At 38.8% G+C, this 15975-nt stretch carries 11 protein-coding genes, 1 other RNA gene and 1 pseudogene; 1 reads left to right on the top strand and 12 read right to left on the bottom strand.

Annotated elements, in window-relative coordinates; all coding sequences use genetic code 11:
• Positions 1-57: 57 nt before the first annotated feature.
• The 11 genes and pseudogenes from murD to BN338_RS03015 all read right to left on the bottom strand — a co-directional run bounded on the left by murD (position 58) and on the right by BN338_RS03015 (position 13548).
• Entirely contained in the window at positions 58-1452 is a 1395-nt protein-coding gene (murD, locus tag BN338_RS03070; RefSeq protein WP_039758952.1) for a UDP-N-acetylmuramoyl-L-alanine--D-glutamate ligase, read from the bottom strand.
• A 4-nt stretch (positions 1453-1456) separates the two neighbouring features.
• A complete protein-coding gene (gene mraY / locus BN338_RS03065; RefSeq protein WP_039758950.1) occupies positions 1457-2527 on the bottom strand; it encodes a phospho-N-acetylmuramoyl-pentapeptide-transferase in 1071 nt (356 codons plus the stop codon).
• Between the two features lie 21 nt (positions 2528-2548).
• Positions 2549-3970 (bottom strand): UDP-N-acetylmuramoyl-tripeptide--D-alanyl-D-alanine ligase, encoded by a 1422-nt coding sequence (locus BN338_RS03060; RefSeq protein ID WP_039758947.1) that lies wholly within the window; start codon positions 3968-3970, stop codon positions 2549-2551.
• On the bottom strand, positions 3967-5418 hold the full coding sequence (locus BN338_RS03055) for a UDP-N-acetylmuramoyl-L-alanyl-D-glutamate--2,6-diaminopimelate ligase (RefSeq protein ID WP_039758945.1): 1452 nt from the start codon (positions 5416-5418) through the stop codon (positions 3967-3969). Before BN338_RS03055 ends, BN338_RS03060 begins: the two co-directional genes overlap by 4 nt.
• Positions 5419-5441: 23 nt before the next feature.
• Positions 5442-7183, bottom strand: a pseudogene (locus BN338_RS03050) (peptidoglycan D,D-transpeptidase FtsI family protein).
• Positions 7180-7587 carry a cell division protein FtsL gene (gene ftsL / locus BN338_RS03045; RefSeq protein WP_039758942.1) on the bottom strand — a complete coding sequence of 136 codons (408 nt, stop codon included), beginning with the start codon at positions 7585-7587 and terminating at the stop codon, positions 7180-7182. The pseudogene BN338_RS03050 and the gene ftsL overlap by 4 nt, the downstream one beginning before the upstream one ends.
• Positions 7584-8582, bottom strand: coding sequence for a 16S rRNA (cytosine(1402)-N(4))-methyltransferase RsmH (rsmH, locus tag BN338_RS03040; protein ID WP_039758941.1), 999 nt, complete (start codon positions 8580-8582; stop codon positions 7584-7586). Before rsmH ends, ftsL begins: the two co-directional genes overlap by 4 nt.
• Before the next feature lie 265 nt (positions 8583-8847).
• An RNA gene (gene rnpB / locus BN338_RS10795) (RNase P RNA component class A) lies at positions 8848-9236 on the bottom strand.
• An 84-nt stretch (positions 9237-9320) separates the two neighbouring features.
• Positions 9321-9830, bottom strand: coding sequence for a lytic transglycosylase domain-containing protein (locus BN338_RS03030; protein ID WP_039758936.1), 510 nt, complete (start codon positions 9828-9830; stop codon positions 9321-9323).
• Positions 9831-11255: 1425 nt separating this feature from the next.
• Positions 11256-11630 (bottom strand): hypothetical protein, encoded by a 375-nt coding sequence (locus BN338_RS03025; RefSeq protein WP_039758932.1) that lies wholly within the window; start codon positions 11628-11630, stop codon positions 11256-11258.
• Positions 11631-12609: 979 nt separating this feature from the next.
• Positions 12610-13548 (bottom strand): ArsR/SmtB family transcription factor, encoded by a 939-nt coding sequence (locus tag BN338_RS03015; protein WP_039758926.1) that lies wholly within the window; start codon positions 13546-13548, stop codon positions 12610-12612.
• Positions 13549-13841: 293 nt separating this feature from the next.
• On the opposite strand from BN338_RS03015, the gene BN338_RS03010 reads away from it, so the two are divergent.
• On the top strand, positions 13842-14075 hold the full coding sequence (locus tag BN338_RS03010; protein WP_039758923.1) for a hypothetical protein: 234 nt from the start codon (positions 13842-13844) through the stop codon (positions 14073-14075).
• 134 nt (positions 14076-14209) lie between these two features.
• Here the strand turns inward: BN338_RS03010 and ettA are convergent, their stop codons facing one another.
• Positions 14210-15859, bottom strand: coding sequence for an energy-dependent translational throttle protein EttA (gene ettA, locus BN338_RS03005; protein ID WP_039758920.1), 1650 nt, complete (start codon positions 15857-15859; stop codon positions 14210-14212).
• Positions 15860-15975 lie beyond the last annotated feature (116 nt).

Below are 15975 nucleotides of genomic sequence, written 5' to 3'. Positions count from 1 at the left end.
ACAAAAAAAGATTCTGGAGTCTTAACGCAAAAATATTTTTTATCATTGATGCTTTTTTTATTGTAACTGCATCACCAAAGAGACAAATGCTTCGCCTCGCACTTCATAATTTTTAAATTGGTCATAACTTGCACAAGCAGGAGACAAAAGAACGACCCCCTCCTTTGCCTTGCAATGCATTGCGTCAATGGTAGCTTCACGCACCGCATTTTCTAAAGTTAAGCTCATAGAAAAAGGAAGAGCAGAACCAATAATGCGAGCAAATTCTTCCGCCGCACTTCCAATTAAATAGGCTTTACGGATTTTAGGAAAAAATTCTCTAAGAGACTCAATTCCTCCCTTTTTTGCCTGTCCCCCAACAATCCAAAAAATATCATTAAAGGCGCTAAGTGCAGGCGCTGTTGCATCGGCATTCGTCGCCTTGCTATCATTGATAAATAAAACCGTCCCCATTTTACGGACCTGCTGCATACGGTGGGGCAATCCTTTATAGCTTGCTAAATACTTGTTCATAGAGGAATCGGTTATTTTTAAAGCCTGCAAAGCGGCCAATGCCATAAGAGCATTTTGCGCATTATGACCTCCGCGCAAAGCAGCCACCGACGCAAGGTCTGCAAGCATATGTTGCTCTCCTTGACGAACAGAAAAGAGCTTGGTTCCCTCTGCATAAAAACCATTTTCAACAAAATGATCCTTGGAAATTGCCTCGATTTGATGCCCCTCGTGAAGTAACTGTTGATACAAAATCTCACAAGCAGCATCATCAACTGAAATAAACGCCTGTGAAGCCTGAGCAACGAGTTGCCTTTTGGTTTTCACATAACAAGCAAAACTCCCATGACGATCAATATGATCAGGTGTTAAATTCAATAAAAGTCCAATGGTTGGCTGAAGAGAGGGAGTAAGATCAATTTGAAACGATGAACACTCAATCACATAGATACGTTTTTTAACAAAGGGCTTAAGCGTCAATATTGCCTTTCCAATATTTCCCCCCATCTGCACATCATAACCCATTTTTTCCAACAAATGCGCAAGCAAAGCTGTCGTTGTTGACTTTCCATTCGTCCCCGTAATCGCAATAAAAGGAACATCTTGGTCACAAAAACCATAACGCTGTAAAAAATGATGACGCGCTCGAACAAATAATTCAATATCACCGATAATTTCTATATTTTCTTTTCGTGCTTTTTCAACAACCCAATGAGGCTTTGGATACATTAAAGGAACACCAGGAGCTAAAATCAATGCTACGAATTTTGACCAATCCTCATCGTGAAGATTTTTTATTGGAATATTTTGTCGAAAAGCTGCTTGTACACTCGCAGGATTATCATCCCACGCCACCACTTCTGCACCGCCACTCATCAATGCTTGTGCCGTTGCTAATCCAGACGCCCCTAATCCAAACAGAGCAACTTTTTGTCCTTTATAACACGCAACACAAATCAAAATTTCACCGCAATTTAAGTGTTGAAAGGCCAATGAGAGCAAGAACGATTGAAATAATCCAGAAGCGTATCACCACTTGGCTTTCAGTCCAGCCTTTTTTCTCAAAATGATGATGGATCGGTGCCATAAGAAACACACGTTTTCTTGTCAATTTGAAATAACCAACCTGTATAACGACTGAAAAAGCTTCCACAACAAAAAGCCCACCAATAAGAACCAAAACAATTTCGTGCTTCGTAGCAACCGCAACAGTCCCCAATAATCCTCCAAGAGCCAACGAGCCAGTATCCCCCATAAAAATAGCAGCCGGTGGTGCATTAAACCACAAAAAGCCAAGCCCCGCCCCCACGACAGCCCCCAATAAAACAGCCAGTTCACCTGTTCCCGATACATAGTGTATTTGGAGGTAATCAGCAAAATTCATATTACCACAAAGATAAGCAATCAGAGCAAAAGATAAAGCTGCAACCATCACAGGGACAATAGCAAGCCCATCAAGTCCATCCGTCAAATTAACCGCATTCCCCGTCGCGACAATAACAAAAGCAGAAAAAGGAATGAAAAACCAACCCAAGTTGATCAGATAATCTTTCAAAAAAGGCAAAGCGAACCCAGATGAGCCAATTTTCAGAATGACAAAAGCAGCAATCGCTGCAACAAAAAACTCCAAGCTTAACCGTGCTTTCCCAGAAAATCCTTTGTCTGTTTGTTGTGTGACCTTAAGATAATCGTCATAAAATCCAATAGCCCCAAAAGAAAGCATAACCAAGAGTGATACCCAAAAATAAATATTCGATAAATTACACCACAAAAATGCCGATACGACAATGCCGGTTAAAATCATCAATCCACCCATTGTAGGTGTTCCAGCCTTTTTAAAATGTGTTTGAGGACCATCGGCACGAATCGGTTGCCCTTTGCCCTGACGCAATTTAAGAGAAGCAATGATGCTAGGTCCAAACAAAAAAACAATGAGCCCTGACGTCAGCATCGCTGCTATCGTGCGAAAAGTAATATAACGAAAAACATTCACACCTGGAAGCCAATCACTAAACGAAGAAAAAAACAGCATCATGGGACAAAAAACCTTTTAAAACTATGAAGAAACCGCCTTATAGCGATCCAGAAATGCAGCCACAATATTTGATGAACAAAGACTATTGGATGATTTAATCATAAGCAGATCGCCAGGAGAAATTTCTGTCAAAAGAAGCGGTAAAATTTTCTCAATATTTTCAGCATAATAAACCTTAGCATAAGCAGACAAATCATCGACTAAAGACTTCATCGCCTCACCAAATAAAAAAACGGGATGAGCACCAGAAAAACGGATTGGCTTTATTAAATCACGATGAAGCTTTTCACTATACTTCCCTAACTCTAACATATCCCCTAAAACAGCAATTCGCCGCCCCTTCTCTCCTACTGGTCCTGTAGCAAGAAGTTCAAGAGCAGCACGCATAGAAACAGGATTAGCATTATAACTTTCATCGATGAGATAAAATTCACCTCCATTTGATAAAGATAATCGATAACGAACACCCCGTCCCTTTTGAGGAGAAAAATGGCTAAAAGAAAGCAAAACAGGCTCTAGTTCAACACCCATAGCATCACAAGCAGCAATAACCCCTAAACTATTTTGCACGATATGGCGCCCCGGAGCGCCAATTTCAACCTTTCTATCCCGCCCCTCAATACGCACAATCATAGAAGAATTATCGGTTAGAAGATGTATATCCCGCGCCTGATAATCAGCATTTTCAGTCTCACCAAAGCTTAAGATCTTTTTCACACCGCACCGCTTTGCTTTTTGAACGAGATAAGAAAAAAAAGCACTATCTGCATTTAAAATAGCAATACCTTCCTCATCCAATCCTTCAAAAATTTCAGCTTTTGCCTCTGCTATTTCCTCAAGATCTTTGAAAAACCCCATATGTCCCGCACAAATATGCGTAATGAGAACAACATGCGGACAAACCAGCTTAACCAGAGGGCGAATTTCATCTTTATGATTCATGCCAATTTCAAAAACACCATAATCACTCTCCATAGGCATCCGTGCTAAAGTAAGCGGAACCCCCCAGCAATTATTTAAAGAAGCGAGATTTGCATGAACGTTCCCAGCCGTTGCAAGGACTTGTTTCAAAGCTTCTTTTGTCGTTGTTTTTCCCACCGATCCTGTTATAGCGATAATTCTAGCTTTTGAACGTTTGCGGGCGGCTTTCCCAAGTTTTTCTAAAGCCTGCAAAACATCAGGAACAACAATCAATGGAGCCGATATCTTTTCCATATCCCTCAAACGGTGTTGCGCAACAATAAGAACACCTGCACCTCGTGCATAAGCTTGCGCAGCAAAATCATGGCCATCAAGATGATGCCCCTTAATGCAGAAAAAAATATCGCCTTCTACAAGAGTACGACTATCAATAGAAACCCCCGGAAAAGTTTCTGGCAGGCTTCCTATTACAATACCATCAATGGCAGCAACAAGTGCTTGTTTATCCCACAAAACTGTCATCTCTTTCGGTCCTCTAGAGCTTCTATCGTTTTCAAACGATCTGAAAAAGGATAGGTTTTCTGCCCTATAATTTGGCCATCTTCATGACCTTTTCCAGCAATGATGAGTGTATCACCAGCTTTCAAAAGCCCTACCGAATAAGAAATAGCTTCACCGCGATCTGCTATCTCTATTGCTGTTGGTACTGCCTGTAAAATATCCTTACGTATTTTTTCTGGTTTTTCTGTGCGAGGATTATCATCCGTTACAATAACAATATCTGCTTTATCCGCTGCAATTTTTCCCATCAAAGCCCTTTTGCCTTGATCTCGATCCCCTCCACAACCAAAAACAACAATCAAACGCCCTTGCGTAAAGGGGCGAACAGATAGTAAAACTTGCTCTAAAGCTTCTGGTTTATGCGCATAATCAATATAAACAGGCGCATTATTTTCTGCCTTTCCAACAAACTCTAACCGACCAGGTGCTCCTTGCAAAGTTTCAAGGGCAAAAAAAACTTTATCAGGAGAAATACCGGTTGCAATAGCTAATCCTGCCGCCACAAGCGCATTGGCCACCTGAAAATCTCCAGCTAAAGGCAAATCAAATGTATAAATCTTGTTTTCCACACGACACTCAATACACTGTTTTGAACGTTGATGTTCGACACGATTAATTGTGATAAAGTGTCCCTTCCGTCCAATTGTCAAGACCCGGCGGCGTGCTTGTGTAACAGAATCAATAACACTTTGTGAATAGACATCATCAGCAAAAATCAGAGCAGGAGCAGATACAGGCAAAAGTATATCAAACAACCGCATTTTAGCCCGCAAATAATCCTCTACCCCTGTGTGATAATCCATGTGATCTCGCCCTAAATTGGTAAAGGCCCCTGCTGTTAAACGGACTCCATCAAGTCGTCCTTGATCAAGCCCATGTGAAGAAGCTTCAAGAGCTGTATGGGTCACACCTTCATGAGAAATTTCACAAAGAAGACGGTGCAAGACGACTGGATCAGGTGTTGTAAGAGAACCATAATCATTTCGTTGAGGAGAAACAACACCAACCGTTCCTATACTCGCAGCACACAATCCAACATGAGTCCAAATTTGCCGGATAAAGGAAACAACAGATGTTTTACCACTTGTCCCCGTCACAGCAACAACCGTTTCAGGCTGAGAACCGTAAAAACGTGCTGCTGCCAACGCGAGACTATGACGAACATTCAAAACACGTAAAACTGGAACAGATAAATCCTCAAGAACAGCCTGACAATCCGTAACAATTGCACGTGCTCCACGCTTTATCGCATCATTGATATAATGTCTTCCATCTCCTTTTTTTCCTTGAACAGCAACAAAAACATAGCCCGGCAAGACTTGTCGAGAATCTGCGCTGATTCCTGTTATTTCCATTGAACAAAGTTTCTGATCTTCAAAACATTCTGTAAAAACTGTTCCAAATAACATAACGACGCACCTTTATATTCATTTTACCGTTGTTTAACAAAACTTGAAGGGCTCTTTTTACCTAAAAGAGACTCATATTCTTTTTTAAAATCGGGCTTTACACCAAGAAAACTCGCTGATCGACGAACAATATTAGCAAGCATTGGTCCAGCATTCATCCCTGCTGTTGCAGATTTTTTTCCCTCTTCTGGCTTAGGTTCATCAATAATTGTTAAAACAACATAAGCAGGATCATCAATCGGAAAAGCAGCCAGAAAACTATTGAAATTTTTTGTTTTAGAATATTTTCCATTTTCAACTTTCTCAGCTGTTCCTGTCTTTCCACCCACCCGATAGCCTTCTACTCTTGCATGACGTCCAGAACCAATATTACTATTTAATTGATAAAGGTAACGCATATTTTGACTTGTTTTGGCCTGCAAAACCTGTTTTGCATGGTGCAAAGTTTGTTCTTTTGTCCGTTTTAAAAATGTTGGCTCAATCAACCAACCACCATTCATTAAAGCAGCAGCTCCAACGGCCGTTTGCAAGGGTGTTGTTGCCATACCATGCCCAAAAGAAATTGTCATAGAATGGATATCCTTCCAATGATGTGGCACAATAGGATGCGCAACTTCAGGCAACTCTGTTGTGAGACGATCCAAAAGCCCCAATTTTCGCAAAAAATCACGATGTTTATCAATCCCTATCGTTAATGCCTCTTTAGCAGAGCCAATATTGGAAGAATAAATAAAAACCTCCCATAACGTTAAGGGACGATTTTTCCCATGAAAATCATGAATCGTATAGCCACTACTTACTTTTATGGGCTTTGAAGCATCAATAATACTGTTTAAATGAAAATATCGGAATCAAGAACCATGGCTGTTGTAAAACTTTTAATGATCGATCCCATTTCAAAAGTTCCAGCTGTCATCCGATTAAGACGATCACTTTTTAAAGCTTCAATAGGATTTCCAGGATCAAAATCTGGTAGTGATGCCAAAGCCAAAACTTCCCCCGTATGGATATTTAAAATAACAGCGCCTGCTGCAATAGCTTTATAACGCTTCATAGCCTGAATAAGTTCATCATGAACAATTGCCTGAACACGCACATCAATCGAAAGCTGAACGTTTTTTAATGATTCTTCCATAGCAAGACCAGCAGCACGCAGAGCACTCAACCCCGTATCATCGATATATTTTTCCATACCTGCAATGCCCTGATTATCCACATTGACCATGCCAAGAATATGAGAAGTTATAGGTCCATTGGGATAAAAACGACGAATTTCAGTCCGAAAACCAATTCCAGGAATACCAAGAGCCATCATTTGAGTCTTCTGCATGGGAGTTAACCCACGCTGTATCCAAGAAAAACCGGTTTTTCTTTTTAAACGCTTATAAGTTTCCTGCCAATTCAGATCAGGTAAAACTGTTGAGAGCAATTCAATTGTTTCATCCACATCAATAATACGTCGTGGCTCAGCAAAAAGTGAATAGGTTTTAATATCTGTTGCTAATAAACGACCATTACGATCAACGATATCAGGCCGTGCCATCAATGGAAGAACGCCTGGTCCCTTAGCTTCTTCAATTTGTCCACCTTCCAACCCGTAAGAAATAAGGCAAGCCCCCATGATACCGTATAAAATTAAAAAGCAAAACAACGAAAAAAGCAAACGGGAACGACTAGAATAGGGACGATGAACAGAAACATCATGATCATTCAATGAACTCTTTAAGCGCTTTTTTTTCTTTGAGAATAAAAAAGGCAACTTCATTGCTGTACACCTTTTTGAACAACCCGATTGACTTGAGAAGTCCGATTATGTGCCCAAATATCCTGATTATCTTCCAAGATATTTTGTTTAATTATTTCTTCAATGGGATCATGTTCTCGTACCGGAATGTCTTTAAACTCCACGATTTGAAGTGGCTGTATAACCTCTAACCCAAGTTCTTTTTGATAACGTTTCGCAAGTTTTTGCATACGTGAAGGCTTTATCATGACAGCCCACTCAGCATGAAGCAAACTCACCGTATTTTTTGCTGCAGCAATTTCACGCTCAAGATGACGAACCTCGCTCATTCGTTTTTGAACATCATATTTTACCTTATAAGTAAGCCCTGCCATACAAATCATAATCATCACTAAAATCATATCAAATGTACGGAAAACTGTCATTTCTTGCCACCTTCAAAACTGGCAATTTCTGCTAAACCAAATAATTTCATATCTTCTGCAAGAGCCTCTGCGTCAGTTCGCACCCCCATACGTAATCTTGCAGAACGTGAACGAGGATTTTGCTGTAACTCCTCTTTATTGGCTGTTATTCCTCCTTTAAACAAAGGGAAAAATGTTGCTGGCAAATGCTTTATTTCAGGTAAATAGCGTGACCTTATACATGCTCCAGAACGAGCCGAAAAAAATCTTTTGACCATACGATCTTCAAGAGAATGAAAACTGACAACCCCCAAACGGCCTCCAGCTTTTAAAACGCGTTCAGCAGCAAATAAACCACGTGCTAATTCGCCCATTTCATCATTAACATAGATACGAAGAGCCTGAAATACACGTGTTGCAGGATGAATGCGATCTCCTAGCTTACGCCCTACCAACGCTTCAATAGCATAGGCCAAATCACCTGTGCGCAAAAAAGGCTGAACAACACGACGCTTTTCAATCATTCGTGCAATGCGCCCTGCATAACGCTCTTCTCCTAATATCTTAAAAATACGCGCTAAATCCTTTGCTTTTAAACGATTGACAACATCGCTAGCTGTAAAACCCGTCTGAGCCATTCGCATATCTAAGGGACCATCTTTTTGAAAAGAAAATCCTCTTTCTGCTTCGTCAAGCTGCATTGAAGAAACACCGATATCCAAAATAACCGCATCCACCTTCTCTTCAACGACATGATCAAGCTTTGAAAATTCCATATGGATCAAACGAAGCCGTGGAAAAAATTCATCAACAAGAGATTGTCCCACACCAATGGCGTGAGGATCACGATCAAGAGCAATCACTTCCGCCCCTGCTTTTAACAAAGCGCGCGTATAACCACCCGCACCAAAAGTACCATCAATCACTTTTGCTCCAACCAATGGCATAAGCCCAGCCAAAACTGGCTGTAACAACACTGGAATATGGCGTTCAGCTCTTTGATCCTGTTTTGTCAAAATAATCCGTCTTGAAGTTATGCTGTTTCAAATCAACAGCGCTCTCATGGCAACCGTTACCAGAATAACCTAACCCTCAACTTTCATATTAATCACCATGAAAGAAAAAAAATTAAAGATATTCCAAGACACATCCTAACGTATTATACTTAACGAAATGTTATAATTTTTAAAACACTCTTTAATTCAAGTGTTCATTTCAAACGCAGACTCCATAAAAGACCATATGTTATTGATCATAAAAAATATTGCGTATCATCCATGAAATATCAGTCGGCCTATAAGCCGGGTTCTGTAGTAAAGCTTGTGCTTTACATGGCAACCATTCATCTGGGACGGATGTTACCACCCGCCTCGTGCAACCTACCCGAATGACTCGCCCGGAAATCGGCTGCAAATTAAATCTTGCACGTCATTTCTATTTGGTCTTGCTCCCGGTGGGGTTTACCTTGCCACATTCATTACTGAATGTGCGGTGGGCTCTTACTCCACCCTTTCACCCTTACCTATAAAAATAGGCGGTTTACTTTCTGTGGCACTTTCCCTAGGGTCACCCCCGCCGGGTGTTACCCGGCACCGTTTTTCCATGGAGCCCGGACTTTCCTCACCTGCCGCTTTTCAGCATTGGACAAGCGCGGCTGCCCAGCCGACTGACGCATTAATTTATAAAACATTTTCTGCTCCGTGAAAATAGCATCTTAAAATATTTTATAGTCAATCTCTTTCATAAAGAGATTCTTATTTTAATGAAGCCAAATACATTTTCACTTTTGCGCAATATTTTGCTGAAATGGAATTCATTTTTTTTGCTGCATGACCCGCGTTATACTTAAGGATTGTACCACACGTACTTCCACCACTGAGTTTATATGCCCGCGCTAAATAACGCATACCATATTCAAGATTGGTCGCAGGATCGTACAAATCTTTTACAGAACCACTAAAGCCCAACCCTCGTGCCGTAGAGGGTTTTATTTGCATCAAACCTATTTCGCCCGCTGCCCCTTTTATGCGCGCCTTATAATTACTTTCAACTTTTACAACAGCATGTGCTAAATTAACGGGAACATTATGCTTAGTTGCAAGTTTCTGAATAAGGAACTCATAAGGACGAGTAGGTGTTTTAGAACCAACAATCTCTGAGCCTTCTTTTGATTCTGCAATATTTAAGGCACTATGAGTCCAGCTTATATCAAATATAAAAAATACAGCACACGCTGTATTTAACAAGATTTTCAAAAATTGCATTTTCTTTCTCTTCACAACATTCTCAAATTCTATCCGCAAATAATTTGCGAGCACATTGTACAAAAAAAGAAAGCAAAAGAACGGCTTTAAAAAGGAAATACTAAGACAATTTCAAGATAAAACCCTGTAGCAAAAGAAAATCTCTTTATGCACAAATTATAGATCTCTCTATATCATAAAATAAAAAAAATAAAGAGACTATATTTAATCTTATAGTATATTCAATAAAATGATATACTCTATGCATCTCTATTATTGCTGTTGTATCACTCAGTTTCTATAGTACAAAAATAGCAATTTAAATAGACATAATATTTTTTACAAATAATGATTAAATTCTTTATTAAGATCAATTCCACAAAGCAATAGAGACAAGACAATCTTTACCCAAGCCCATCGATATTGCAAAAATTTCACAAAAAATAAAAACCGTTATCAGTGCTTCCCACGCGCCAATAAATACCCACCATACTCTTTATACTCCATAAACCATCAACCAAAGCCAATCTCAAAACCTATCATTGTGCATAAAAAGCTCATAGATATATAAAATATCTCATATTCTTTACGCATTCAAAATATTACAATAGCCTTTGATATTTGAAATGACTCAAAGAAGCTTTTTACTCCTTTCTAAAAAGAACTTTTATCCACAAAGTCCCTTGCTTTGTGTTGTGCAACAACTGATTTTGATTGCTTTAACAGATTGAAAACGAGAGAATTTCACAATATTCGAAATTCTTACTTCACATGTAAAATGATAAATGACCGTTATAAAATAATACCTTAGAAAAAATCACATCCTGCTTTGTTCCAACAACAAAGCTTAAGGATTATTTTTATCTGTTTTTTAAATTCTCGAAAATGCAATCCCCTCAAAGCCTTTTGAAGAAAAATGGACCTCCCATCCTCATCCAAATATTTTTTGCTTTATCCCAAATTAACATCTTATCACCACGCTGCATCTCCAGAAACCATACACATGAATCAACATCCTAAAATCTGCGAGAAAAAGGAGACTCGAGCCTTTTGAGAATTTTCTATCTTCCCTATCAAACAAAAAAATAACGGGCATATAAAATGCGCTTAACGTGTTTTGTTACAGCAATTCATGCCTTTTCTTTTCTGCAAATGAGAGTTTTCAGATTATTATCCCTTTATGAAAATACTGCCTTGATTTGAGCTGTTTTTATTCCTTTTGTTATTTTAGCCATTGATAATGGGAATTCATCTGAAGCGCCATCGATAAACTTGCGACCACTCTTATAATGATCGCAACCTTATTTTTACTTTGATTGATTACCTTCCAAATAAGATAATTTTTCTAATTATCTTACAAATTAATTATTTCCCTCGCGCTTTGCAAAACTTTACGAAAAGCTCTGCTCCTTAAAATCAAACCCAAAAGCGCGATTAAAAAAATAATTAAAAATAAGCATTCGCAATAGCTGGACGAAACATCGCTTTTGAAAGAGCCATAGCAAAAGTTTCACCAAATTTGTGAGCCTGCTCACGACTCTGACCATTTTCAGAAGCAAATGAAACCGCAACGCGATGCATTCGCTCAACAAACAGCTCTTTTTGCTGGGGACTCATCTCAGAAAGACGCTCAATAACATCTGGAAAAGCTGTCGCCCATCTCTCTAGCAACAACTCCTCTGTTACCTCAACCTGCTGAAAAGAAGAAGTATCGCCAGGAAAAAACTTGTGAACAACAACCCTGCGAGAAGTAAAAATGCTAAAGCCAAAAATAAGAAACACAAATAAAATTAAAGCAATACGACCGGAAAAAAATCCCATTATCTCTTACCTAAAGATCACAGAATCAAATACACATCTCCTTTATAGCACTTAATGATTTTTCAATAAAGAAAAACTCTCATCATTGAAAATGAACTCGATAACACTAACCACTCAATAAACTCTTATCCCCCTAGATACAACATACTACACAACAGTAAATGCCATGCCTTTTAAGGCTCTTGAGAACACCTTACAAAACCCTAAAAATAATTTACAAAAAAACCTGACTGAGGAAATCCTCAGTCAGGCCAGACAATCTAGGGGATCCACGCGGGGGGGGGGGAGGAGGTTCCCCGATCGTCTTCTCGCACCAACCACTAAAATAGCCGATGCAATATTCTTGCTATGGAATAAAATGCTTTAAACAACAAGGAATTCTTATCATCTTCTATGCAAAAAAACACAAAAGAATTATAAATTGTTTAAAAATGGTAATATTTAGGCAAAAAAAATTCAAAATGACCCAATTTGAAGCAATTTTTATTCCAAGAAACATCAATCAGAATCGACAGCCACTGTTAATTTTTATAATAATCTCTTTCACAACTCTGGTGATCATAATAAAAAAATAAGTAATCTGTATATATTTACCTTATAAAAATAAAATGCAGAATCACTTGCCAACAGCGATCACCACAAAAAAGTAGTTTTTAAATATTATACGATAACAGCAGAAATATCTGTTCAAAAGAGCATATGAATTATTTTAATAAAAACAATAAATTAAATAGAAAAAGCCCTATCTATCGTCATGAAAATTTCTGAAAATGACTCTTTAAAGTATTGTCAAATCTCTTACGCAACAACGTCACAATGACGTCAATGAAGAATTTAAACAGCTTACGAAAAAACGAGAATTCTGAAGGTATTTATTTCGAATCATGCCCTATGATCATTCTTAATTGCGATAAACTATCTCACAATAGCCTACACATCCCTATAAAATCAGAGAATAAAGCACGTTAACGAACACGACTTATGCAAAATCTACTCGTTTATCTTTGATATCATCAACCAATAAACGTGGATCACGAGCAAGCCAAAGTGTAACCGCGCACTCCTCATTGTTTTTATTTTGTATAGGAGTAAGATGGATCGCTTGTTCTAAAACAAGTCCCGAATTTTTAAGCCATTGTTCTATTTGTAAAGCCGAAAATCCAAGACGCGTATGCACTTGATCAGAATGTGAGGATTCAGCTTTATGATAACAAAAGTCCACGATCAATAAACGCCCATGAGGACGCAAAATACCTGATATCTTATGAAGAACCATTTCAGGATTTTCAAAAAAATGTAAAACCCAATGAAGAATGACTAAATCAAAAGTTATATCTCCAACCGGCAAATGTAAAACATCACGATCAAGCACAATTTCAATCGCATGCGTATAAAGACCAGAAAACAATTTTAAGACAGAATCTCCACCTATTCCAATATTCAGCATCGTCTCAAATGGCTTATCACCTACGATTTTAAGTAAAGCATTTTCCACACCATGATCTGCCATATAGAATGATCGTAAGACATCCCATTGCAACGTATTTTGTAAAAAATGCTGCCTTTTTGTTTTTTGACGCTGCTTTTTGACATCCTTCAAACGTTCTAAATCATGCGCTAACAACACATCGTGCTTTGGCAAAGCCGAAAGAATGCCCTTCACAATGTCTTTACCCCAAAAGTCATGACAAAGCTTAAAATAAAGACAACCTCCCTTCTGATAACGCTCAATCAATTGTGCTTCGTACAATAAACATAAATATCGTGATATACACGCTTGTGACTGATCCAGGATAAAAATAAAATCAGGGATTGTTAAATCTCCATGATACAAAAGCCTAAGAACACGTAAATGGCTCACCTCTGTTACCGCTTTCAGCAGCACAATCATTGCATCTAAACTTGCACTTTTTTTCATCATTACCCCTTAAACTCTCCTATAAACATTTGTTTATAGGAAAAAAAGTCAAGCATAATGCGCATATTCTCATCTATTTCATTCCCACCATTTTATCATACTATGATAAAAAATAGGTTACCGTAAAAGACGAAGAGATCTTACCCCATTGCCCACAAATAATTATAATAAACTGATTTACAATAATTATTCATCATTTTTAATTTAAATAAAAGGCTTAAACTATCGTAATCTTTTCTCATTTCAAATCTATTCATGGTAAAACAATTAAACTATTCTCTTGCACCCCTGAAATGGCTGCCGATGAACAGAAAACACAGACAACGAGTGAAATGCTTCTTACTAGCTATCTCAAAACAAAAATTATCCAACATTGGGAGAGAATAAATAATAAGATGGTTTCAGCTTGTAGCTTTTTAAATAAAGAGGCTAATGCTCAACAACCAGAGCACAATACACTTTCCATAAAAAGATTTCTTCCTTTCATAGCAATTTTACAAGAAAGGACAGCTCTATATCATAAGTAGAATAGCTTTATTGACGTCATAGGCTCATAAAGAGCCTCTCCTCTTTCCAATGAATAAACACTTCCACACAATACACACAACGTTATTGATGAAATAATAAACCCAAAATACACGAGCTTTTCAATTAAAGAATTCTAGCGTGTAAGAGGCTTATAATTTGCGTGCTTAGGGTTAAGAGATTCAGGCCCAAGACGGCGAACTTTATCAGCCTCATATTCAGCAAAATTACCTTCAAACCATTCCACATGGCCATCACCTTCAAAGGCTAAAATATGCGTTGCTAATCGATCAAGAAACATACGATCGTGCGATATGATCACTGCACAACCAGCAAAATTTTCTAATGCATCTTCCAATGCACCCAATGTTTCAGTATCAAGGTCATTTGTCGGCTCATCAAGAAGAAGCACATTTCCACCCTCTTTTAGAAGTTTTGCCAAATGGACACGATTGCGCTGCCCTCCTGATAAATTTGCCACTTTCTGCTGCTGATCAGCCCCCTTGAAATTAAAAGCCCCGCAGTAAGCACGACTATTCATCTCATATTTGCCTAACTTAATAATATCATTTCCCCCAGAAATCTCCTCCCAAACAGTTTGATCACCCGCCAAGGAATCGCGACTCTGGTCCACATAACTCATGTGAACTGTTTCACCAATACGTATTTGACCTGAATCGGGCTGTTCTTGTCCTGTCAACATTTTAAACAAGGTCGACTTTCCCATACCATTGGCCCCAATAACACCGACAATGCCTCCAGCAGGAAGTTTAAAAGAGAGAGAATCAATCAACATACGTTCTCCATAAGCTTTAGAGAGATGATCAACTTCAATGACAACCTGTCCCAATCTTTCTCCAATAGGAATAATAATTTGCGCCTCTCCAGGACGACGCTCACGTGCCGCCTGAACCAACTCATCATAAGCTTTAATCCGCGCTTTTGACTTTGCTTGTCGCCCTTTTGGACTAGAAGCAATCCATTCTTGCTCACGTGATAAAGCACGTTGACGCGCAGCCTCTTCACGACCTTCTTGAGCCAAACGCTTTGCTTTAGCTCCCAAATAAGCAGAATAGTTCCCCTCATAAGGGATAGCTCTACCGCGATCTAACTCCAAAATCCACCCCGTAACATTGTCGAGGAAATAACGATCATGGGTTATCAAAAGCACAGCACCAGGATATTCACGCAGATGCCTTTCAAGCCAAGCCGTCGTTTCAGCATCTAAATGGTTTGTCGGTTCATCCAAAAGCAACAAATCAGGTTTTGACAACAGCAATTTACAAAGCGCTACACGCCGCTTTTCACCACCCGAAAGTTTTGTCACATCCCCCTTAGCTGGCGGACAACCAAGAGCAGCCATCGCCATTTCTACTTGACTTTCTAAATCCCAAAGATTCTGACTATCAATAATATCCTGAAGCTGTGCACTTTCATCAGCCGTTTTCTCGCTATAATTCATCATCAATTCGTTATAACGCTCAAGAATGGCCTGTTTATCTGCAACCCCCTCCATCACATTACCACGCACATCTTTGCTTGCATCAAGTACAGGTTCTTGTGGTAGATAGCCACAACGCGCTCCTTCAGAAAGCCATGCTTCTCCCGTATATTCCTTATCTAGCCCAGCCATAATACGTAAAATAGTTGATTTACCTGCACCATTTGGTCCTAAAATACCGATCTTCGCATCTGGATAAAAAGACAAATGAATATTTTCTAAAATTTTTTTATTGCCGTAAAACTTGTTAAGCCCAGCCATATGATATATAAATTGACGTGCCATAAATTTCTCTTTACATTATGCGATATTAAAGATTAGGATTTTGAAAAAATTGCTTTCGCTTTTTGAAACTGTACAGTAAATAAAGCTTACATCGTCTCAAAAGCTTTTCGTTTTAA

Source organism: Bartonella queenslandensis AUST/NH15, assembly GCF_000312585.1.
Lineage (GTDB): Bacteria > Pseudomonadota > Alphaproteobacteria > Rhizobiales > Rhizobiaceae > Bartonella > Bartonella queenslandensis_A.
This window is presented reverse-complemented; position numbering and strand designations above follow the sequence as displayed.

Coding starts and splice junctions, on each gene's coding strand:
- mraY (WP_039758950.1), bottom strand. CDS start 2,527: ATGATGCTGTTTTTTTCTTCGTTTAGTGATTGGCTTCCAGGTGTGAAT.
- BN338_RS03060 (WP_039758947.1), bottom strand. CDS start 3,970: ATGACAGTTTTGTGGGATAAACAAGCACTTGTTGCTGCCATTGATGGT.
- BN338_RS03055 (WP_039758945.1), bottom strand. CDS start 5,418: ATGTTATTTGGAACAGTTTTTACAGAATGTTTTGAAGATCAGAAACTT.
- ftsL (WP_039758942.1), bottom strand. CDS start 7,587: ATGACAGTTTTCCGTACATTTGATATGATTTTAGTGATGATTATGATT.
- BN338_RS03030 (WP_039758936.1), bottom strand. CDS start 9,830: ATGCAATTTTTGAAAATCTTGTTAAATACAGCGTGTGCTGTATTTTTT.
- BN338_RS03025 (WP_039758932.1), bottom strand. CDS start 11,630: ATGGGATTTTTTTCCGGTCGTATTGCTTTAATTTTATTTGTGTTTCTT.
- BN338_RS03015 (WP_039758926.1), bottom strand. CDS start 13,548: ATGAAAAAAAGTGCAAGTTTAGATGCAATGATTGTGCTGCTGAAAGCG.
- BN338_RS03010 (WP_039758923.1), top strand. CDS start 13,842: ATGGCTGCCGATGAACAGAAAACACAGACAACGAGTGAAATGCTTCTT.
- ettA (WP_039758920.1), bottom strand. CDS start 15,859: ATGGCACGTCAATTTATATATCATATGGCTGGGCTTAACAAGTTTTAC.